26 protein-coding genes are annotated in these 20,326 nt (G+C 62.6%); 14 read left to right on the top strand and 12 right to left on the bottom strand.

Annotation, left to right across the window (positions count from 1 at the left end):
- Window positions 1-50: 50 nt before the first annotated feature.
- From C7441_RS10495 to C7441_RS10470, 6 genes are all read left to right on the top strand, one after another.
- Complete coding sequence (locus C7441_RS10495; RefSeq protein WP_109612820.1) at window positions 51-1,088, top strand: ABC transporter ATP-binding protein; 1,038 nt, start codon at window positions 51-53, stop codon at window positions 1,086-1,088.
- On the top strand, window positions 1,085-1,939 hold the full coding sequence (locus C7441_RS10490; RefSeq protein ID WP_019173990.1) for an ABC transporter permease: 855 nt from the start codon (window positions 1,085-1,087) through the stop codon (window positions 1,937-1,939). Before C7441_RS10495 ends, C7441_RS10490 begins: the two co-directional genes overlap by 4 nt.
- Complete coding sequence (locus tag C7441_RS10485) at window positions 1,936-2,739, top strand: ABC transporter permease (RefSeq protein ID WP_425326575.1); 804 nt, start codon at window positions 1,936-1,938, stop codon at window positions 2,737-2,739. Before C7441_RS10490 ends, C7441_RS10485 begins: the two co-directional genes overlap by 4 nt.
- Window positions 2,736-3,512 carry a carbon-nitrogen hydrolase family protein gene (locus tag C7441_RS10480; protein WP_170125083.1) on the top strand — a complete coding sequence of 259 codons (777 nt, stop codon included), beginning with the start codon at window positions 2,736-2,738 and terminating at the stop codon, window positions 3,510-3,512. Before C7441_RS10485 ends, C7441_RS10480 begins: the two co-directional genes overlap by 4 nt.
- A 94-nt stretch (window positions 3,513-3,606) precedes the next feature.
- On the top strand, window positions 3,607-3,915 hold the full coding sequence (locus tag C7441_RS10475) for a hypothetical protein (protein ID WP_109612818.1): 309 nt from the start codon (window positions 3,607-3,609) through the stop codon (window positions 3,913-3,915).
- A gap of 207 nt (window positions 3,916-4,122) precedes the next feature.
- The gene (locus C7441_RS10470) at window positions 4,123-4,518 is read left to right on the top strand and encodes a hypothetical protein (protein WP_109612817.1); all 396 of its coding nucleotides are present in this window, start codon (window positions 4,123-4,125) and stop codon (window positions 4,516-4,518) included.
- 112 nt (window positions 4,519-4,630) lie between these two features.
- On the opposite strand, the gene C7441_RS10465 is transcribed toward C7441_RS10470, so the two are convergent.
- The 4 genes from C7441_RS10465 to C7441_RS10450 form a co-directional block, all read right to left on the bottom strand.
- A complete protein-coding gene (locus C7441_RS10465) occupies window positions 4,631-5,188 on the bottom strand; it encodes a GreA/GreB family elongation factor (protein ID WP_109612816.1) in 558 nt (185 codons plus the stop codon).
- 179 nt (window positions 5,189-5,367) lie between these two features.
- Window positions 5,368-5,784, bottom strand: a complete 417-nt coding sequence (gene rnk / locus C7441_RS10460; protein ID WP_109612815.1) for a nucleoside diphosphate kinase regulator — start codon at window positions 5,782-5,784, stop codon at window positions 5,368-5,370.
- A 439-nt stretch (window positions 5,785-6,223) separates the two neighbouring features.
- Window positions 6,224-6,751 (bottom strand): GNAT family N-acetyltransferase, encoded by a 528-nt coding sequence (locus C7441_RS10455; RefSeq protein WP_109612814.1) that lies wholly within the window; start codon window positions 6,749-6,751, stop codon window positions 6,224-6,226.
- A gap of 55 nt (window positions 6,752-6,806) precedes the next feature.
- Window positions 6,807-7,049 (bottom strand): YdeI/OmpD-associated family protein, encoded by a 243-nt coding sequence (locus C7441_RS10450; protein WP_342353270.1) that lies wholly within the window; start codon window positions 7,047-7,049, stop codon window positions 6,807-6,809.
- Between the two features lie 158 nt (window positions 7,050-7,207).
- On the opposite strand from C7441_RS10450, the gene C7441_RS10445 reads away from it, so the two are divergent.
- Window positions 7,208-7,657 carry a DUF2214 family protein gene (locus tag C7441_RS10445; RefSeq protein WP_019173955.1) on the top strand — a complete coding sequence of 150 codons (450 nt, stop codon included), beginning with the start codon at window positions 7,208-7,210 and terminating at the stop codon, window positions 7,655-7,657.
- Here the strand turns inward: C7441_RS10445 and nth are convergent.
- Window positions 7,651-8,454: an endonuclease III gene (gene nth / locus C7441_RS10440; RefSeq protein ID WP_109612813.1), complete on the bottom strand. Its 804-nt coding sequence runs from the start codon at window positions 8,452-8,454 to the stop codon at window positions 7,651-7,653. The two genes, C7441_RS10445 and nth, sit on opposite strands and share 7 nt — an antisense overlap.
- A 22-nt stretch (window positions 8,455-8,476) precedes the next feature.
- Between nth and C7441_RS10435 the strand changes: the two genes are divergently transcribed.
- From C7441_RS10435 to C7441_RS10415, 5 genes are all read left to right on the top strand, one after another.
- Complete coding sequence (locus C7441_RS10435; RefSeq protein ID WP_019173953.1) at window positions 8,477-8,971, top strand: DUF2244 domain-containing protein; 495 nt, start codon at window positions 8,477-8,479, stop codon at window positions 8,969-8,971.
- Window positions 8,972-9,096: 125 nt separating this feature from the next.
- Entirely contained in the window at window positions 9,097-9,975 is an 879-nt protein-coding gene (locus tag C7441_RS10430; protein WP_109612812.1) for a methylated-DNA--[protein]-cysteine S-methyltransferase, read from the top strand.
- A gap of 96 nt (window positions 9,976-10,071) precedes the next feature.
- Window positions 10,072-10,983 (top strand): ribokinase, encoded by a 912-nt coding sequence (locus tag C7441_RS10425; protein WP_109612811.1) that lies wholly within the window; start codon window positions 10,072-10,074, stop codon window positions 10,981-10,983.
- A 5-nt stretch (window positions 10,984-10,988) separates the two neighbouring features.
- A complete protein-coding gene (locus tag C7441_RS10420; RefSeq protein ID WP_109612910.1) occupies window positions 10,989-12,449 on the top strand; it encodes an amidase in 1,461 nt (486 codons plus the stop codon).
- A 91-nt stretch (window positions 12,450-12,540) separates the two neighbouring features.
- Window positions 12,541-13,155, top strand: a complete 615-nt coding sequence (locus C7441_RS10415; protein ID WP_109612810.1) for a LysE family translocator — start codon at window positions 12,541-12,543, stop codon at window positions 13,153-13,155.
- Window positions 13,156-13,191: 36 nt separating this feature from the next.
- Here C7441_RS10415 and C7441_RS10410 read toward each other — a convergent pair whose 3' ends face one another.
- Entirely contained in the window at window positions 13,192-14,133 is a 942-nt protein-coding gene (locus C7441_RS10410) for a nucleoside hydrolase (protein WP_109612809.1), read from the bottom strand.
- Between the two features lie 134 nt (window positions 14,134-14,267).
- Here C7441_RS10410 and C7441_RS10405 point away from each other — a divergent pair, with 134 nt between their 5' ends.
- Together C7441_RS10405 and C7441_RS10400 are read left to right on the top strand one after the other, a co-directional pair.
- Entirely contained in the window at window positions 14,268-14,693 is a 426-nt protein-coding gene (locus tag C7441_RS10405) for an Hsp20 family protein (RefSeq protein ID WP_109612808.1), read from the top strand.
- A 75-nt stretch (window positions 14,694-14,768) separates the two neighbouring features.
- Entirely contained in the window at window positions 14,769-15,026 is a 258-nt protein-coding gene (locus tag C7441_RS10400) for a BQ00720 family protein (RefSeq protein WP_019172811.1), read from the top strand.
- 97 nt (window positions 15,027-15,123) lie between these two features.
- On the opposite strand, the gene ptsN is transcribed toward C7441_RS10400, so the two are convergent.
- The 6 genes from ptsN to lptC all read right to left on the bottom strand — a co-directional run bounded on the left by ptsN (window position 15,124) and on the right by lptC (window position 20,279).
- Window positions 15,124-15,588: a PTS IIA-like nitrogen regulatory protein PtsN gene (gene ptsN / locus C7441_RS10395; RefSeq protein WP_019172810.1), complete on the bottom strand. Its 465-nt coding sequence runs from the start codon at window positions 15,586-15,588 to the stop codon at window positions 15,124-15,126.
- A gap of 68 nt (window positions 15,589-15,656) precedes the next feature.
- Window positions 15,657-16,241 carry a ribosome hibernation-promoting factor, HPF/YfiA family gene (hpf, locus tag C7441_RS10390; RefSeq protein WP_109612807.1) on the bottom strand — a complete coding sequence of 195 codons (585 nt, stop codon included), beginning with the start codon at window positions 16,239-16,241 and terminating at the stop codon, window positions 15,657-15,659.
- A 246-nt stretch (window positions 16,242-16,487) separates the two neighbouring features.
- Window positions 16,488-17,999: an RNA polymerase factor sigma-54 gene (gene rpoN, locus C7441_RS10385; RefSeq protein WP_109612806.1), complete on the bottom strand. Its 1,512-nt coding sequence runs from the start codon at window positions 17,997-17,999 to the stop codon at window positions 16,488-16,490.
- A 162-nt stretch (window positions 18,000-18,161) separates the two neighbouring features.
- Window positions 18,162-18,914, bottom strand: coding sequence for an LPS export ABC transporter ATP-binding protein (gene lptB / locus C7441_RS10380; RefSeq protein ID WP_425280388.1), 753 nt, complete (start codon window positions 18,912-18,914; stop codon window positions 18,162-18,164).
- Between the two features lie 62 nt (window positions 18,915-18,976).
- The gene (locus C7441_RS10375) at window positions 18,977-19,600 is read right to left on the bottom strand and encodes an LptA/OstA family protein (RefSeq protein WP_244916114.1); all 624 of its coding nucleotides are present in this window, start codon (window positions 19,598-19,600) and stop codon (window positions 18,977-18,979) included.
- The gene (lptC, locus tag C7441_RS10370) at window positions 19,587-20,279 is read right to left on the bottom strand and encodes an LPS export ABC transporter periplasmic protein LptC (protein ID WP_425326578.1); all 693 of its coding nucleotides are present in this window, start codon (window positions 20,277-20,279) and stop codon (window positions 19,587-19,589) included. Before lptC ends, C7441_RS10375 begins: the two co-directional genes overlap by 14 nt.
- Between the last annotated feature and the right edge of the window lie 47 nt (window positions 20,280-20,326).

The raw sequence follows: 20,326 nt of genomic DNA, 5'->3' as shown, positions 1-20,326 counted from the left end.
AAGCGGGGTGAAGAGGCAGACCAAATCAATTTGCATCGAGCAGGTATTCCATGTCCGGTCTGTCATTGAATGGCATCACCAAGCAGTTCGGCGATTTCACGGCGGTGGATAATGTTTCGCTGAACGTGCCGCACGGCACCTTCCTGTGTCTGCTCGGCCCGTCCGGCTGCGGCAAGACCACGCTGCTGCGCATGATCGCGGGGCTGGAAGAACCGTCGCACGGCTCCATTGTGATCGATGACGAGGACATCACCACGATCCCCACCCACAAGCGCAATCTGGGCATGGTGTTCCAGTCGCTGGCGCTTTTCCCGCATCTGTCGGTGGGCGAGAACATCGCCTATCCGCTGCGCATCCGCAGCCGCTCGAAGGACGAGCAGGTGCAGCGCGTGGACGATCTCCTGAAACTCATCCACCTGCCCGGCTTTGCCGACCGGCCAGTCGCCAAGCTTTCCGGCGGCCAGCGCCAGCGCGTGGCGATTGCAAGGGCGTTGGCGCTGTCGCCGCGCCTCTTCTTGCTCGACGAGCCGCTTTCGGCGCTCGACGCCAAGCTGCGCGAGGCCATGCAGGTGGAACTGCGCCAGCTTCAGCAGAAGCTCGGCATCACCACCATCGTGGTAACCCACGACCAGCGCGAAGCCATGACCATGGCCGACATGGTCGTCGTCATGGGCGAAGGACGCATCCGACAGGCCGCCCCGCCGGTGGAAATCTACCGCAAGCCGGCCGATGCCTTCGTGGCCGACTTCATCGGCATGACGAATCTGCTGCCGGTCGAGGCGGATGGCGCAGGCCGCGCCACGGTGCTCGGCACGGTCATTGCGGGGCTTGCCCTGTCGAACGGCGTCGGCAAGGCGCAGATCTCGATCCGGCCGGAAGACGTGCGCATCGCCGCGCCCGGCAACGGCGCGATTGCCGGCACAGTGACCTTCGTGCGCGACCTCGGCGGCACCATCGAAACTTTCGTGGAAGCCGGCGGCAAGACCATCATTTCGGTCGCCACCCCGCGCGAACGGCCGGATGTCGCGACGGGCACGCAGGTCGGCGTCGTGCTGCCGCCCGAATGCTGCGTGGTGCTCGAAAAATGAGACGCGAAGCGCCCAGGACGGTCGCCGACTACGCGCCGCTGGCATTCCCGGCGCTGATGCTCATCGTGTTCTTCGTGGTGCCCTTCTCCATCATGATCGCGGTGAGCTTCTTCAAGCGCAATCCGGCCGGCTTCTACACGCCGGATTTCGTTTTCGACAACTACGCCCGCTTCCTCACTCCGTTTTTCGGCGGCGTGCTCGGCTTTTCGCTGATGCTGGCGATTCTCGTGGCCATATGCTGCGTGGTGATCGCCTTCCCCTTCACTTTCCTGCTGACCAAATGCTCGCGCAGAGTGCAGACGGTATGGCTGGTATGCCTGCTTTCGGTGCTGTCGCTGTCCGAGGTCATCATCGGCTTCAGCTGGTCGACGCTGTTTTCGCGCACGGCGGGCATCACCAATCTTCTGGTCGCGATCGGCCTGATGTCGGAGCCGCAGGCGCTGCTGCCAAGCTTCGGTGCGGTGCTGACAGGCATGGTCTACCAGGCGATGCCCTATACGATCCTCGTGCTTTATCCTGCCCTCGTGCGGCTTGATCCCACGCTTCTGGAAGCCGCGCGCACGCTCGGCGCCTCGCCGGTGCGGGCCTTCTTCAACGTGGTAACGCCGGCACTACGCAACACGCTGGTGGCGACGCTTATCATGGTGTTCGTCTTCGCGCTCGGCTCCTACCTGCTGCCGCAGATTCTCGGCAGGCCGAGCCACTGGACGCTGTCGGTGCTGATCACCGACCAGGCCATCTACCAGTCCAACATGCCGTTCGCGGCAGCGATGGCGGTGTTCCTGGTGCTGATCTCGCTGGCGCTGGTGGGGCTCACCCTGCTCGTCGGCCGGAAGGAAAGCGCGGCATGATGCAGAACTGGCTTCGCAGGCTCTATTTCATCGCCGTGGCGCTGTTTCTGGCAGCACCGCTGGTCGTGGTGCTCGGCGTATCGGTCAACCAGAAGCAGGATCTGACCTTCCCGCCCAAGGGCTTTTCACTCGCCTGGTATGCGCAGATCTTCAACGATCAGGAATGGCGCAGCGCACTCATCGCCTCGGTCCTGCTGGCACTGAGTTCCGCAGCGATCGCGGTATCCGTCGCACTGCCGCTGAGCTGGTTCCTGTGGCGACGCAAAGCCCCCTGGGCACGCATATTCCAGCTTCTGGGGATAGCGCCCTTCATTCTTCCGCCGGTCATCACCGCGCTTGGCTTCCTCTCCTTCTGGGCCACCACCGGCTTCTATGGCCAGCCCTGGACGGCGGCGATCAGCCACGCGATCTTCTTCGTCACCCTGCCGCTGGTGACGCTGTCACTGGGCTTTTCCTCCATCGACAACTCGCTGGTCGAGGCCGCCTCGACCATGGGCGCGGATGACCGCACCGTGGCGCGCACCGTGGTGCTGCCGCTGATCCTGCCCTATCTGGTGTCGGGCTATGCATTCGCCTTCGTGCTGTCGCTCAACGAATACATCATCGCCTACATGACCATCGGTTTCACGATGGAGACCCTGCCGATCAAGATCTTCAACGCGCTGCGCTACGGCTACACGCCGACGATGGCGGCGGTGTCCGTGTTCTTCGTGGCAATCGCCGCGCTGGTCTTCGGGCTGATCGCGAAGTTCGGCGATATCAGAAAACTGCTTGGCGCCATGGGCTCGGAGGTTCGGTGATGAAACTCGCGGCACTTCAGATGCAGGCGGTCGCCGGTGATGTGGCGGCCAATCTCGCGCGGATCGAAAAGGCCGCGCGCGAAGCGGCCACGGCCGGCGCGAACCTCTTGATAACGCCCGAACTGGCGCTGACCGGCTACGGCGCGGGCGAGGCGATCCGCAAGCTGGCTGAGCCGGCGGCTGGCGAGCAGGCTGACCGGCTGGCCGCGATTTCCGACGCCACCGGCATCGGCATCGTCGCGGGCTTTGCCGAGCGCGACGGCGATGCGGTCTACAACAGCGCCCTCTATGTCGATGGGCTCGGCGCGCGCACGGTCTATCGCAAGTCGCATCTTTACGGTCCTTACGAGCGCAGCCTGTTCGTGCCCGAAAGCCCGAAATCGCAGGTCATCAACCATCGCGGCACCATGGTCGGCCTTCTGATCTGCTACGACGTGGAATTCCCGGAAAATGTCCGCCGCCTGGCGCTCGCCGGCGCGCAGGTCGTGGCCGTGCCGACCGCGCTGCCAGCAAGCGATCATGACGAACTGATTGCGCGTAAGATGATCCCGGTGCGGGCCTTCGAGAACCAGATTTTCGTCGCCTATGTGAACCATTTCGGCAACGACGCGCTGTTTTCCTATGCCGGCCTCTCGGTCGTCGCCGCGCCCGATGGCACGCTGCTGGCCGAGGCGGGCAAAAGCGGAGAAGCGCTGGTGATCACCGACATCGACACCGGCGGCTATGACGAGTCTCGCGCGACCAACTCCTATATGGCCGATCTCCGGAGCTGACAGGCGCCACGTCGCGGCGTGCGTTCGGCCAGGGCGGATCATATCATGCGCCGCCGCGTTAACGGGCATTGCAACCCTTTACCGGACGCCGCCCATGAACACCGCCAACCTGCAACTGGAAGGCCTTTATCTGGCCATCGCCTCGATCAACAACGTGCTGGTCAGCAAGGGCATCCTCACCACCGAGGAAATCAAAACCGCGCTGCGCCGTGCCGAGGCCAACGCCACCGCCGACGACCACATCATCGACGATATGTCGCCTGCAAACCGCGATGCGGTGTGCTTCCCGATCCGTTTCCTGCAACTGGCCAACGCCAGCATGCTGGACGGCAACACCCCGAGTTTTTCGGATCTGGCGCGAATGGTGGCGCAGGCGAAGGAACCCTACAACGACCAGATGTGATTGACCGTCCAAGGCTCCGCCACCCTTGCACGGCGGGGACCGGAATGCTTTGCTGACTGCCGGGAACGGTTCAGCGGCCAATGCCGCACGGGAGTTGACGAATGCCCTCTACACGGATGCGCAAAAGACCTTCATGTCTGGCAAGAATGCCGGAAAACGAACCGACTTCCGGCAATTGACAGATTTCGGCGAAGTGAACGGCGCTCCATGAAAACGTCTCTCACGGCCGCACTGCTTTGCGCATCCAGCGCAGCCTTCCCCGTTCCCTGCCATGCAGATCAGGACGCCGGTCGGCTCCTGAACGGCGTCTATCACTGCGAGGTCTATGCGCTCGGCATGTTCATTCATCTGGGCGATATAGCCATAGAGGGCGACAGCTATCGCGGGCCATATCGCTTCGGGCCGCCGCCGGAACCGCACAAATATGAACTCAGCCCCGAAGGCGAAATCACCTGGCTGGGACCGCTCGGTGGCTTCACCTCAGGCGGCAATTCGATCGACGTCACCCAGGTCACGTCCAATACCGGGAAAGCCGCCGCGTTCGATATCATCATGCGTGAAGCGAGCGGCAATTATTCCGCCGCCACCTGCGACAGGCGGTAAAGCTGGCGGCCTCGGTATTCACATCGGCAGGCTTGAAAAGCGCCGCCACTTCTGTCCCGAGCTTCAAGGGAAGGGCAGAAGGACGACGGAAATCGCGTAGCCCGATATAGCCTCAGGCTGCGCTCGGCCCCGGATCGTCCGGGCCCCCGTCGAAGGGCGGCAGAGGCATCACCCTGATCGGGCGCGGCGACACGTCATCGGAGCGATGGACAACACGCAGGATCGGCCCGCCCTGCCTCGGACGGCCCCCATCGCGCGCACCTTCCGCCGCTTTTCGGGCCGCTTCCGGCTGATAGGCGACTTCCTGCACCGTCAGCTTTTCCTCGCCGCCGTCGGTACGGCGGATGATGATCGACTGGCCTTCCGCCAATCCCATCAGGCCCAGCCCGCGCGGATTGGAGATCGGCAGCACCGAGCCCACCATGCCGCGCATCTCGTCATGGGCGACGATGCGCGTTTCAGCCGGCCCATCATCGACCCGGTAGACGACGCGGCTGCTCAGCGTCACGACATTGTCGGGAATATCGTCGCGAAACATGACCCGAGCGCCGTCCAGCTTGCGGCGCAGAAGTTCGCGCAGCGGGTCATCCTGGCCCATGCAGCGCTCCAGCATCACTTCCAGGATGGTGTAGTCCTTGGTCGTGAGCTGACAGAAATCCGTGTTCGACATGGCAAATCTCCAGCCGGACCGCATTCGCGCGGCTTCGGCATCAAGCGTTTTCTCTTGATCGATGAAGATATCCCCTGAACCGGATCGCCGACCGCGACCGGCGCAGGGGTCAGCCTCCTGCGACGAGATTGCCCGCGCGGTAGATGAAATAGTGCCGAGCCAACCGGACGACCATATGGTCAGGCCCCTGCGGCGGCCGGCTGACGCACCTCGATGATCTCGAGTTCGTGGCTGCGGCCATCCCGGGCGGTCCACTGGATCGCCTGCCCCGTGGCGAGCCCGATCAGAGCTGTACCGATCGGCGTAAGGATGGAAATCTTGGCCTGCGCGATGTCGGCATCGCCGGGGAACACCAGCGTGACGGTGCGGGCTTCGCCCGTGTCCGGCTTGTAGGTGACGGTCGAGCCCATCTGCACGACGTCAGCGGAAATGGAGCCATCGGCGACCACCTTGGCGCGGTCGAGTTCGAGCATCAGCTCCTCGGCCATTTCCGGATTGCGGCTTTCCATCGCCTCGGCGAAGGAAACCAGCTTGGCGTGATCCGTTGCGGCGATCTTGATGACCGGCTTGCGCTTGGCCCTGGTCTTTTCCTGCATTGCGTTACCCGTGCTTTTGACCGCCACGGAACCCGGCCACGGGTTACGGTGTGCGGCTGCCTGTCTGGCAGATGTAGTTGTGTTGGAAAGCGCCGATTCGCGGTCAAATTTCGCGAAATTTACCATATCCACCCCCGGGGCTCGGGGGCGCAATGCAGCCGAGCCGGGGGCTAATGTCCCGCGATAGGGCACACCCGCTGAAAAAATTTGTTTCGACTGCCGACTACAATAGACATGGCAAGAGTGTCCCGGAACTTCAGTACAAAGTCAAGCAATGCACGCTGCGGCCTTTCAGACACCGGTTGCTGCGTCGTCCCATGGCCGAACGCATCTCCCGCCGGCTGCATCATTCGGGGCCGGTGGCGACGGGAAAACCGGGGATGCAAAAGTCCAGAGCTTTCGACATGGCGGCGCTGAGCGGCATTGCCGCATCCCAGCGCTATCTTTCGAACAAAATGACGGGAGACCCCTTGTAGCTGGTCCGCGTCACTTCCCGATATCCGCATTTTTCGGCCACGCGTATCGACGCCCCGTTCTCGGGGTCGATAATGCAAACGGTCCGGCGTCTGCTCGGATGCCTGTCGCTCCAGTCATGAATTGCCAGCGCGATTTCGGTGGCAAGGCCCTTGCCATGCGCGGCGGCGGCAAGCACCCAACCGGCCTCTGGAATGTCGTCCAGGGCAGGTTCGATATCGCGCCTCAGATTCTGGAAACCGGCCTCGCCGAGGAAACGGCCTGTGTCCTTTTCCTCGATGAGCCAGTAGCCATAGCCAAACAGGCTCCACAGCCCCGCATAGCGCAGCAGTCTTGACCAGACCTCCTCGCCCGTCATGGCTCTGCCACCGATGTATCGCGTCACCGCCGGATGCGCCCACATCGCGGCGGCCTCATCGAAGTCCTGCAGGCGATGGCCGCGCAGGATCGTTCTCGGTGTTTCGACAATGGGAACAGTGTCGCCGAAGGTCATTGGAAAATCTCGACTTTCCGGAAGAACGGGGGATGCCTGTCCGGTTCAGGCAAGCTCATATGCGTTTTCGAGGACGCCACGCCATATTCATGTAAACGTCGCCGCGCGCCAGTTCCTCAAGCATCTGGCGCAACCGCTTTTCCTGCGTGGAAGACAGGCGCGCGCGGGCAATCCAGCCGAGATAGTCGTTCCGTTGATAGTCGGGCCGCGCCTCATATGCCGTCATGAGGCCGCGTTCGGACAGCGCAAGCCTTATCGTTTCAGGCATGGGATTGATGGCGCGTGAAAGTTTCATCATGCAGCGATGGTAGCACGACCCCGGCGCACCGCAATTATGCCGCTCCACTGGGATTTTGCCGGAATGCTTGACCGCGGCGGCGATATGAACGTCTTCTGGAACGGTTCATAGTGCAGAATGATACCGATTCGTCGCTTGGGCAAAGGGATGAGGCCCCCATGGAAACCACCGACCTGCTGCTCGCCATTTTCCACCATATTCTGGTTTTTTCGCTCGCAGCGATCATCGCTGCGGAAATCGTGCTGATCCGCAGCGAATTGTCGCCGCGCATCATCGGCCGGCTGGCGGGCATAGACCGCGCCTACGGCATGGTCGCGATGCTTGTCATCCTCGTCGGTATAGGGCGCGTGTTCTACGGCCTGAAAGGCTGGGAATTCTACGTCTACAATTGGGCGTTCTGGGCCAAGATGGCCGCCTTCGTGGCGGTCGCCCTGTTGTCGATCCTGCCGACGATGCGCTTCATTTCCTGGAAGAAACGCGTCTCGGCCGATGCCGGCTTCGTGGTGCCTGCCGATGAATTCGCGCCAGTCCGCACCTGCCTGCGCGCGCAGATGGTGATCTTCATGCTGATCCCCATCTTCGCCGCGATCATGGTCCGCAATTACTGAGCCGCCGCACCCACCTCTTCCAGCGGTGCGATCGGCACCAGCGGCGCGGGAATGTCGGTGGTCTTGTCCTTGTATTTGCACAAATCGGCGATCACGCAGCGTTCGCATTCCGGCTTGCGCGCCTTACACACATAGCGGCCGTGCAGGATCAACCAGTGATGGGCGTGGCGCATATATTCGTCGGGAATGATGCGCACCAGTTCGGCCTCCACCTGCTCGGGCGTCTTGCCCGGCGCCAGACCGATGCGGTTGCCGATGCGCAATATGTGGGTGTCGACCGCCATCGTGTGCTGGCCGAAAGCCATGTTGAGCACCACATTGGCGGTCTTTCGGCCCACGCCCGGCAGCTTGACCAGTTCGTCACGGCTGTCCGGCACCTGGCCGCCATAGTCGCGGATGAGCATTTCGCAAAGCGCGATCACGTTCCTGGTCTTGGCGCGCCAGAGCCCGATGGTGCGAATGTACTGGCCGAGCTTTTCCTCGCCCAGTGCCAGCATTTTTTCGGGCGTATCGGCAATCTTGAACAGCGGACGGGTGGCCTTGTTGACGCCGGCATCGGTGGCTTGCGCCGACAGAACCACGGCCACCAGCAAGGTGAAGGCGTTGACATGCTCCAGCTCACCCTTCGGTTCCGGGCGCTGGACGGCAAAGCGTCGGAAAATCTCGTGAATTTCGGCGCGCGTGTAGAGCGTCCGGGGCTGGCGCGCACGCTTCTGCGCCGGTTTCGTCCTGCCGCCCGCCGTGGTCGATTGCAGCTTTTTCGGCTGCGATTCATCTTTGCGCTTGGGACTGTCCATGTCTTTCCTATAAACTGCGGCCATGAGCGAGACAAACGCTGCATATGCGGCTGATGAGCCGTTCTTTCACGCGCTTCTGGAACCGCACCGGTCGCTCGGGCGCACCGGTTTCATGGTGCTGATGGGCGCGTTGACCTTCGGTTGGCTCGTCACGGGCGCGTTCTTCCTCGCCAGCGGAGCCTGGCCGGTGTTCGGCTTCTTCGGGCTGGACGTGCTGGCGATCTACATCGCCTTCCGCCTGAACTACCGCGCGGCGCGGGTGCGCGAGGAGGTCATCGTTTCGCGCACGAGGCTGGATATCCACAAGGTCGCACCGTCAGGCCGCACGGAAAACCATCACTTCAACCCCTTCTGGGCACGCTTTTCGGTGAAACGGCACTCCGAGATCGGCATCACCGACATGGCTGTCCAATCGCGCGAGAAGAGCGTGCCGATCGGCTCGTTCCTCAACCCGGACGATCGCGAAAGCTTCGCCAAGGCGTTTTCGCTGGCGCTGGCCACGGCCAAGAGCCGCTGAGGCCGCCAGCCATTGCCGATAGCAGGCACCCGAACGACGGTTGAGCGAAATCCCACAAACAAGGCAAGTTTCGGGTGGTTATGACAGACACACAGGGCGATATTCGCGTTCAAGGAGACAGAGCCATGAACGCACATACAGCCATCTTGCGTGAAGACATCACGCCGCAGGGCGGCGACTATGAAATCGTCCGCCGCGTCATAGAGAAGATCAGCCTCGACTATCGCGACCAACCTTCGCTGGAAGCCCTGGCCGAAGAGGTGGGCGAAACTCCGACCGGTTTGCAGAAACTGTTCACCCGCTGGGCCGGCCTTTCACCGAAAGGGTTTTTGCAGGCGGTGACGCTGGATCATGCCCGCCGGCTGCTGGATGAAGGCATGCCGCTTCTCGAAACCGCCTATGAGCTCGGCATGTCCGGACCCGGACGCCTGCACGATCTGTTCGTGACGCATGACGCGATGTCGCCCGGCGACTACAAGAGCCGCGGAGCCGGCCTCACCATTCGCTACGGCTACCACATCTCGCCCTTCGGCGTGGCGCTGGTCATGGTAACCGACCGCGGCCTTGCCGGCCTTTCCTTCAACGATGCCGGACACGAGCGGGAAGCCTTCGCGGATATGTCCAGCCGCTGGCCGAACGCGGTTTATGTGGAGGACATGGCCGCGACCGCCCCCTATGCTGCGCGTATCTTCGACCCGGCCCGCTGGCGTGCCGACGACCCGCTGCGGGTGGTGATGATCGGCACGGATTTCCAAATCCGGGTGTGGGACGCGCTCCTGAAAATCCCGATGGGCAAGGCCAGCAGCTATTCGGCCATCGCCTGCGATATCGGCTCGCCTGCCGCAAGCAGGGCGGTCGGCGCGGCGGTGGGCGCCAACCCGCTGTCCTTCGTCGTGCCTTGCCACCGCGTCGTCGGCAAGTCCGGCGCACTGACCGGCTATCACTGGGGCTTGACGCGCAAGCGCGCGATACTGGGCTGGGAAGCCGGCCAGCTTGGCGGCTAAGCCTGCCGGATCGGGCTGTCGATTACACCCGATCCACTATTTCAATATAGCCCGACGCAGGATAGCTTCCCCGCGAAAGTCAACGGGAGGCTATCCTTGATCACCGTCATCGGCTCCATCAATCTCGACCTGATCGCCACTGTCGACCGGCTTCCGGCACCAGGCGAAACAGTGCCGGGCAGTGGTTTCAAGACCGCGCCGGGCGGCAAGGGCGCCAACCAGGCGCTGGCTGCCGCGCGCGCTGGCGCGCCCGTGCGCATGATCGGGGCGGTCGGAAAGGACGCTTTCGCGGGCGAGGCGCTGGCGCTGCTCAAGGATGGCCGGGTAGACCTCTCCGGCGTGGCCGAAACCGAAGCGTCAACCGGCACGGCGCACATTCTGGTGGGCAACGACGGCGAGAACATGATTGCCGTGGTTCCGGGCGCCAACGCCGCCGTTCTGCCGGAAAACCTCGATGGAGCCGCGCTCGAAAAGGGCGACATCGTGCTGTTGCAACACGAAATCCCGCTCACCACGGTCGAAGCGGTGCTCGACGCCACGGCGGCTGCCGGCGGCGTCGCCATCCTCAACACCGCGCCCTTCCGCAAGGAAGCCGCCGCCTTTCTCGGCAAGGCGAATTATGTCGTCGCCAACGAAACCGAATTCGACCTTTATTGCGAGGCGCTGGCGCTTTCCCGCGCAGACCGCCCTGCCCGCATGAAGGCATTCGCGCAGCAGACCGGCCGCACGGTTATCGTCACCCTCGGCGGCGACGGTGTGCTTGCCGCCACGCCCGAAGCCTTTCTCAGCGTGCCGGCGCTGAAAATCACGCCGGTCGATACGGTCGGCGCCGGCGACACGTTCTGCGGCTATCTGGCGGCCGGGCTTGCCGAGCGCCTGCCTCTGGGTGACGCGCTGCGGCGCGCGGCCGTTGCCGGGTCGCTCGCATGCCTCAAACCCGGCGCGCAACCGGCGATCCCGCTGACGCGGGAGGTGGATGCAGCACTTTCCGGCGAGCCTGTGGGTTGATCGCGATGGCCAGTTCGAACCGCCCCGCTTCCAGGCACGACCTGCCGCCCGCCAGTGAAATCTGCCGTCTGTCGGCGGTGGAACTGGCGGACAAGATCAAGGCGCGCAAGCTTTCCGTGCGCGAGGTGGTCACCGCCTTCCTCGACCGCATCGAAACCGTCAACCCGCAGGTCAACGCCATCGTGTCGCTGCGCGAGCGCTCCGACATCCTCGCCGAGGCCGAGGCCGCTGATAGCGCGCTGGCGAAAGGCATCGCGCCTGGTCCGCTCCATGGCCTGCCCATCGCGATAAAGGACCTGGCGCAGACCAAGGGACTGAAAACCACTTTCGGCTCCCCGATTTTTGCCGGTTTCGTGCCGAACGAAGATGATTTCTTCGTCGAGCGTATGCGTGCGGCGGGCGCCATCTTCATCGGCAAGACCAATACACCCGAATTCGGCCTCGGCTCAAACACCTACAACAATGTCTTTGGCGCGACGCTCAATGCCTTCGACCCGGCGCTGACGGCCGGCGGATCGAGCGGCGGCGCGGCCGTTGCACTGGCCCTCGACATGGTGCCGGTGGCCGATGGCAGCGATTTCGGCGGCTCGCTGCGCAACCCGGCCGCCTTCAACAATGTCTTCGGCCTGCGTCCCTCGCAGGGGCTGGTGCCGGCCGGTCCGATGAACGAGATATTCCACTCGCAGATCGGCCTTGAAGGACCGATGGGCCGCAATGTGCGCGATATGGCGCTGCTGCTTGGTGTGCAGGCCGGCCACGATCCGCGCGCGCCGCTGTCGCATGACGGCGAGGCCTCCTATCTGGACAGGCTCGACGCAGCGCCGAAGGACGGGCGTATTGCCTGGCTCGGCGATCTCGGCAGGCATCTGCCGGTCGAAGCCGGCATTCTGGAGCTATGTGAGGCGGGCTTGCGGCGCTTCGCCGACATCGGCTTTGCCACCGAGCAGATCGTGCCCGACTTCGATCTGGATGCGCTGTGGGATGCCTTCATCATCTTGCGGCAGGCGACCAGCGGTTGCGAGTTGAAGGCGCATTTCGACAACCCTGATCGGCGCGACCTTCTGAAACCGGAGGCAATCTGGGAAGTCGCGGGCGCGATGCGACTGACCGCACTGCAGGTTCACGCCGCCTCCACAACCCGCTCCCGCTGGCACGCAACCTTGCTGAAGCTCTTCGAGCGTTTCGACTTGCTGGCGCTGCCCACCGCGCAGGTATTCCCCTTCCCGGTCGGCACCCATTGGCCGAAGGAAGTGGCCGGCCGGGCCATGGAAAGCTACCACCGCTGGATGGAGGTTTCGGCCTACGCCTCGTTGGCCGGCTGCCCCGCCGTCAACGTGCCTGTCGGTTTCGATGCGCAAGGCCGTCCGATGGGCATGCAACTCATCGGCCGACCGCGCGACGACCTCGCCGTATTGCAGGCGGCGGCAACCTATGAGGCGGTGCTGCCATGGAAAGCGGGAGCGTGAAAAGATAGTTTCCCGGCGCGACGCAGTGGCCAACCCTCTGGACACTGCCCTCGCGTCATGCATTGATTTTCCCTCAACGGGAAGCTCGACCATGTCGCCGGACGTTTACGCAGCCTATGTCATTGCCTGCATCGTCATCATCCTCGTGCCGGGCCCCACCGTCACGCTGATCATCGCCTCCAGCATGCGTCATGGTACGCGCGCGGGGCTGCTCAACGTCGCCGGCACGCAAGCAGGCATCGCCGTCATGATCGCCATTGTCGGCATTGGCCTGACATCAATGATCGAGGCCGCTGGCCATTGGTTCGAGTGGCTGCGGCTGCTGGGGGCTGCCTATCTCATCTGGATGGGCTGGCAGATGCTGCGTACAGGCGGCAAACTGATGGACGGCGAGGCGCCTGCCCGGCCGCGTGGCGGCTTTTTCCTGCAGGGTTTTCTGGTGGCCATCAGCAACCCCAAGACACTGATCTTCTTTGGCGCCTTCATCCCGCAGTTCCTCGACCCAAAGGGAAATCACGCGCTGCAGATCGTGATCATGGGCGCCACGGCGCTGGTCTTCGCGGCGATGTCGGATTCCACTTATGCACTGCTTGCCGGGCGCGCGGGCCGTGCACTTTCAGCCCGCCGCGTCCGGCTGCTCTCTCGCCTCAGCGGCGGCTTTCTCATCGGCGGCGGCCTGTGGCTCGCCTTTTCGCGGGCGAAATAAGGCGCCCGCGAGGGATGGTCATGTCGCGCGCTTCGGCTACAGCCTCGCGAGGCGCTCGATCAGCAGGTTGAAGAAACCCTCATGGTCGATGTCGCGCATGACCATGGCGTTCTTCCTGCGCGAGGTGACGCCCCACCAGTCGATCACGGTCATGCCCATGGTGAGTTCCGAGCCGATCTCGATCTCGACATTGCAGTCGCGGCCCTTGAACAATTCAGGCTTGAGCAGATAGGCGATGACGCAGGGGTCATGCAGCGGGCCGCCATCGGTGCCGTATTTCTCCTCATCGTAGCGCTCGAAGAAATCGAGCAGTTCGGCAGTAGCCGTGCCGACCTTCGTGCCCATGCGGCGGAAGGTGTCCACGCGCTTTGCGGTGGTCAGTGCCTTGTGGGTGACATCGAGCGGCATCATGACGATCGGCGCGCCGGAACCGAACACGACATCGGCCGCATGCGGATCGACATAGATGTTGAACTCGGCTGTGGGCGTGACGTTGCCGCCTTCGAAGAAACCACCGCCCATCAGCACGATGCGCTTGATGCGTGTGGCGATCTGCGGTTCGCGCACCAGCGCCAGCGCAATGTTGGTAAGGGGCCCAAGCGGGCAAAGCGTCACCGTGCCGGGCGCTTCGCGCATCAGCGTCTCGACGATGAAATCCACCGCGTGCTTATCCTGCAACTTCATCGTCGGCTCGGGCAGGTCGGGGCCGTCCAGCCCGGTCTTGCCGTGGACGTGCTCGGCTGTGACCAGCGGGCGCACCATGGGGCGGATGGCGCCGGAATAGACCTTCGTCGCGGGCTTGCCGGCAAGCTCGCAGATCTTCAGCGCGTTCTTTTCAGTCAGATGGAGGGGAACATTGCCGGCAACCGCGGTGATACCCAGAATGTCCAGTTCAGGGCTCGCAAGCGCCAGCAGAATGGCGACGGCATCGTCCTGGCCAGGATCGGTATCGATAATGATCTTCTCAGTGGCTGCCATTTATGGTTTCCCTTATGTGATCCGCCCGTGATCCAGGCAGACTTGAAGTTGATTGCGCGGCGGACCATATCAGGATCGACGGGAAAAATGCCATCCGGGTTTTTCCTTTCGAGGTCGCTCTTAGAGGACATCAAATGAGTCGCATGACGCCCTTTTCGAGCCCGTTGCTACTTGGGTTCGACGCTATGGAAAAAACGTTGGAGCGCTTGGCGAAGTCGGGGGATTCCTATCCGCCTTACAACATCGAACGCATCCGACGATCCGAGGGTAACGGCGAAACGTTACGCATAACGCTGGCGGTGGCCGGGTTCTGTGACGAGGATCTGGAAGTCACCACCGAGGAAAACCAGCTCGTAGTGCGCGGCAGGCAGAATGACGACACCGAGCGCGAGTACCTGCATCGCGGCATCGCTGCGCGGCAGTTCCAGCGCACCTTCGTGCTGGCAGATGGCATGAGGGTTATCGGGGCCGAGCTGAAGAACGGTCTTCTCTCGATCGACCTCGACCGGCCGGAGCCGGAGCGCTTCGTACGGAAAATAAACATTTCGGTGAGAGACTAGAGTCGCCCGCCGGAAGGAACATCAGCTCTACCCGCGGGTTCGGTCCTAAGACGCCCCGCAAAAAGGAGGCTAATTATGACGTACCATGACACCAGACAGGCCCTCACCGAGGCCGAACTGGCCCATCTGGGTGAAGGCACCTTCGCTTATCTGCGCAAGATCGACAGCGACGAATTGAAGGGCAAGTTCCCGAGCCTGAGCGAAATCGCGTCCGGCATGGAAATCTGGGCCCTGTTCGCAGCCAATGGCCAGCCGATCCTGCTGTCGGATGCACGCGACACCGCAATCGCCGGTGCACTAGAGAATCACCTGACCCCGGTCTCCATCAACTAACAGGGCGTGACCCTATCGACCGGCGCGAGGTCTACAAAAGCAAATGGGCGGCCCCAGCGGCCGCCCATTTGCTTTGAGAAAATCCCGGAATTCCGGATCAGGCCGCGTGCGAGGCCTGCGTATCCGACAGAAGGGCATGAATGGCCGAGGCATCGCGCGTGCCACGGATCTTGGCCACCGTGTCGGGATCGCGCAGCACGCGCGCGATGCGCGACAGCGCCTTCAGGTGATCGGCGCCTGCGCCTTCGGGCGCCAGAAGCAGGAACACCAGATCGACCGGCTGATCGTCCAGCGCCTCGAATTCCACCGGCGCTTCAAGCCGTGCAAACACGCCCGTGATGCGCTTCACGCCCGCCAGCTTGCCGTGTGGGATGGCAATACCGTTGCCCACGCCGGTGGAGCCTAGGCGCTCGCGTTGCAGGATCGTGTCGAAGACTTCCCTTTCCGGCAGGCCGGTGATGGCGGCGGCGCGCTCGGCAAGCAATTGCAGGAGTTGCTTTTTGGAGTTCGCCTTCAAGGCAGGCATAATTGCCTGGACCTCGATCAGATCGCTCAGATCCATACCCAATATCCTTTCTCTGCCCGACCGGCCGAATTTTTCAATCCGACTTGTCAGTCAGGAGACGTTTCTTATCCCTGCGCGACTTTGTTCGTCGAAGGGTCGATCCACCCGATGTTCCCGTCCGACCTCCTGTAGACGATATTGATCTGTTCGGTCCCCGCATTGCGGAACACGAAGACAGGGCTGTCCTTGGTGTCGAGTTCGATCACCGCGGACGCAACGGTCATTGTACGCAATGCAACAGTCGATTCAGCGACGACGGCCGGCGCATAATCCTCCGGCAGATCCTCCTCTTCATCATCCAGCGGAGCCACGACCGTATAGGCCACGTTTACCGCCGCACCGTTGGCAAGGCCTGGATAATGGGACTTCAGCCTGCGCTTGTAGCGGCGCAGCCGCTTTTCCAGCCGGTCAGCCGCAGCATCGAACGCCAGCGACGGCTCCTGAGCTTCGCCGGCAGCCTGGAGCGAGATGCCCGTGTCGAGGCTGACCATGCAGTCCGCCGTGAAGCGCGATGCGGATTTCGTGACCATGACATGCCCGGAAAATCCGCCATCGAAATATTTATCGATCGCTTCACCGATCCGTTCCTCGATGCGCATACGAAACGCATCGCCGATATCCATGTGCTTTCCCGAAACGCGTAGAGTCATCTGAAAACTGACCTTCCTGTTCAGACTTCAAACTGCTTTCTAAGTTTATACCCGTGGCCGGCACAAACAAGGTTGGCAGCGGCTCTCCAGCCGAATTTAGGCCCGAACTTTCTGCTTAATCACAAGCCGTCCCCAGAAGGAGCATCTACTCCAGAGCCAATCGCCCTGCATTGCGGGCGGGCTTCTAGTCACTTCGCCCGCACTTGTCAATCAATGGCTAAATAAGGGTAAACAACACATGGTGATTCAGCGGCATGCTGCGGCCTGCGCCCGCCTCTCGCGCCGCCGCTGCACCGACGATGGAATATTCATACTTTCCCGATATTTAGCAACAGTTCTGCGGGCGATGTCGACGCCTTCGCGGCGCAAAATATCGACGATCGAATCATCGGACAGAACCTCCTCCGGTTCCTCCTCGACAAGCTGGCGGATACGGTCGCGGACGGCCTCGGCCGAATGCGCCTCGCCCTCACCCGAAGCAGCGATCGCGGCGGTGAAAAAATAGCGCAGCTCGAACACGCCGCGTGGGGTAAGCATATATTTGTTCGCGGTGACACGGCTGACGGTCGATTCATGCATGCCGATCGCCTCTGCGACCGTGCGCAGGTTGAGCGGGCGCAGATGCCGGATGCCGCGCAGCAGGAAGGCATCCTGCTGTCGCACGATCTCGGATGCCACTTTCAGGATGGTTCTGGCGCGCTGATCGAGGCTGCGGGTCAGCCAGTTGGCGTTCTGCAGGCATTCCGACAGGAATTCCTTCTCCACCGGATCCGTCGCGCGACCGGATACCTGTGCGAAATAGGCCTGATCGACCAGAACACGCGGCAACGCGTCGGAATTGAGCTCCACCGCCCAGCTTCCGTCACTGGCCGGACACACCTCCACATCCGGCACGATGGCGTCGGCGACGCCGCCGCCGGCAAAGGCAGCGCCCGGTCGCGGATCGAGGCCGCGAATCTCGGCCATCATCTCGAGAAGATCCTCCTCGTCCACGCCGCAAAGCCTTTTCAGCGCCTGAAAATCGCGGCGGGCGAGCAGGTCGAGATTGCCGACCAGCGCTTGCATGGCCGGATCGAACCGGTCGCGGCGGGTCAGTTGCAACGCAAGGCATTCGGCCAGATCGCGCGCGAAAATGCCCGCCGGCTCGAAGGTCTGGCAGGTTTTCAGGATCGCCCGGACGGCGTCGTCCCCGGCACCCAATTGCGCTGCGATTTCAGCGGGATCGTCGCGCAGATAGCCTGCCTCATCGAGCCCGTCAGCCAGACTATGAGCGATCAGGCGGCCGATCGGGTCTGTTATGGTTACGGAAATTTGCTCGGCGATGTGATCGCGCAGGGTTATCCTGGAGGCAAAGATTTCCTCAAGGTCGAAATCGTCGCCGCCGGCCGGCGTGCCCTGCGTGCCCGCCGATTTCCATTGAGCGGACAGGTCGGGGCCGAGCCTGACGGCTGTGCCGGGATCGTCGGGAAACATGTTTTCGAGCGAGCTGTCGAACACCTCCGACATGGTTTCGGCGCTCCAGCCGGCCTCCGTGCCGTTCCATTCCCCAGTCGGGACCGCCTCGGCGGCAGCCCCCGCATCGCCCGTCTCCTCGACGGTTTCGGCGCGTTCGAGCAGCGGATTGCGCTCGATCTCCTCCTCCACGAAGCGCTCAAGCTCGACATGCGTCATCTGCAGCAGCCGGATCGACTGCATGAGCTGCGGCGTCATCACCAGAGACTGCGATTGCCGAAGCTGCAACTTGGCCGCAAGCGCCATGAAAGTGAACTCTATGTTCCGAACAGCGCCGGGCGTCACCGGCACCAGATTTTTTCACGGTCGCATTGAAACTGGCCCGGCTTTTGCTTGTCAAGCGAAGCAAAGCCGGAATGGCCGCAATCGGGAGCTTTGTGCAGGCAGGAGCCAGCCCGCCATCAACCCTCAGAGGGTAAAACCTTCACCCAGATAGAGACGGCGCACATCCTGGTCGGCGACGATGTCTGCGGCCGAACCGTGTTTCAGGATCTCACCGGCATGGATGATGTAGGCGCGGTCGATGAGACCCAGCGTCTCGCGCACATTGTGGTCGGTGATCAGAACGCCGATGCCGCGCTTGGTGAGGTGGCGCACGAGTTGCTGGATATCGGAAACCGCGATCGGATCAACGCCAGCGAACGGCTCGTCGAGCAGCATGTAATTGGGGCGGCTGGCCAGAGCACGCGCGATTTCAAGGCGTCGGCGCTCGCCGCCCGAAAGCGCGATTGCCGGAGCCTTGCGCAGATGCGCGATGTGGAACTCGTCCAAAAGCGCATCCAGATTGCGCTCGCGCTCCTTGCGGCTTTTTTCCACCACTTCCAGCACGGCGCGGATATTGTTTTCCACCGTCAGGCCGCGGAAAATCGAGGCTTCCTGCGGCAGATAGCCGACACCGAGGCGCGCGCGCCGGTACATCGGCATGGAGGAGACGTCGAAACCGTCGATCTCTATGGTGCCCTTGTCCACCGGCACCAGCCCGGTGACCATATAGAAACAGGTGGTCTTGCCTGCGCCGTTCGGCCCCAGCAGACCCACCGCCTCACCGGCACGCACGCCGAGAGAGACACCGTTGACCACAGTGCGCCCCTTATAGGCCTTGGTGAGCCCCTTGGCGATCAAAGTGCCCTTGAGGGCGCCTTCCCTTTGCACATTGGGCATCGACGGGGCCGGTTGCGAGCGCCCGGAAAGGCGCGACAAAAGCGGGGCACGCTGCTGCATCGTTACTTTTTCTGGCCAGCCCCGGACGTGGAATTGGGCGTGATAGACATCATGACGCGGCCGTTGCCGGCATCGCTGCCCTTCTTGCAACCGTCTACCTGCGCTTCGCCGGATTTCATCTGCACCGTCAGCTTGCAGCCGACCAGCACATTGCTGCCTTCCGACAGAACCACTTCCTTACCGGACAGGACCAGAACCTCCGACTTCATGTCGAAGGTGCCGCGATCCCCGGTGGCGACCTGGGTGTTGGACTTGACGTAGACCTTGTCGTCCACTTCGAGCCGATCGATATTGGCCGAACCGGTGGCTGCCGAACCGCCGCCGTTTTCCTTGCCATCCTTGGCGTAATAAACTGTCATCTTGCCCGCCTTCAGCAGGGTCGGACCCTGCACGACGGTGACATTGCCGGAAAAGATGGCGACGCTATCGGACTCGCGAACCTCGAGCTTGTCGCTTTCGATCTGGATCGGGTCCTTGCCGGAAAGGCTCAAGCCCTGCAGGCGGCCTTGCGCACCCTTGCCGTCCTGCGCGGCCTTGTCCTGCGCCTGGACCTGCCCTGCGGCGGCGGCGAAAACCGCGAGCCCCAAGGCAGCGCCGAGCGGCAACCGCAAACTACTGAACCCCATCCTGGCCTCCGCTCACGTCCTCCCCGGACTTCAACCGGGTGGGATCGATATTCATTCGTACCCGATTCTCGAACACCAAAACCTTACCATTTTCAAGGATCGTCATCGAATCCGAGGTAATCCGGGCGCCTTTTGTCTCGATATCGATCGGGTCGTTCGTCTTCATGCCACCGCTGGCCATGTCGAGAAAGGCCGATTTCAGTTTCGCCACCATGCCATCGGCGGTGGTGATGACCATGTCGCTGGTGATGTCGAGCGTGTTCTTCTCACGGTCGTAGGTGCCGTGCGGCGCATCGACCATCGCCCAGTTATCCTTGTCGATCGGCAGCTTGGCGGCGATCCCCTCGAGTTGCACGATGCCCTCGTTCTTCACGTCCTGAACGGCGCGCGAAGCGGTCATCTTGTAAGGGCGGCTGTCCTTGGTAAAGCCTTCGAGCTTGGGATTGGCCATGACCAGCTTGCCGTCGGAATAGGCAGAGCCGTCGGTCACGACGGCCACCGAAGCCGGCGTGACGAAATAGGAATAGCCCACGAACCCCACCGCCATGAGCGCCGCCAGGAGCGGCAGGGCACCCTTGAGGAAGCGAACGCGAAGGGAGTGCTTGCGCGCACGCTCGAAGGCGGCGCGCAGGTCGTGGCCCGTCGCGATTGCGGAATGCGCGGCCGGATCGACGGTCATGCGCTGGCTGATCGTTTCTGTCGCTTGCGCCAAACTGCTGCCTTTTC

Origin of the sequence: Pseudaminobacter salicylatoxidans (assembly GCF_003148475.1) — a bacterium.
Classification (GTDB): Bacteria; Pseudomonadota; Alphaproteobacteria; order Rhizobiales; family Rhizobiaceae; genus Pseudaminobacter; species Pseudaminobacter salicylatoxidans.
The sequence above is the reverse complement of the archived record's forward strand: the minus strand, read 5'-3'. Positions and strand labels throughout refer to the sequence as shown.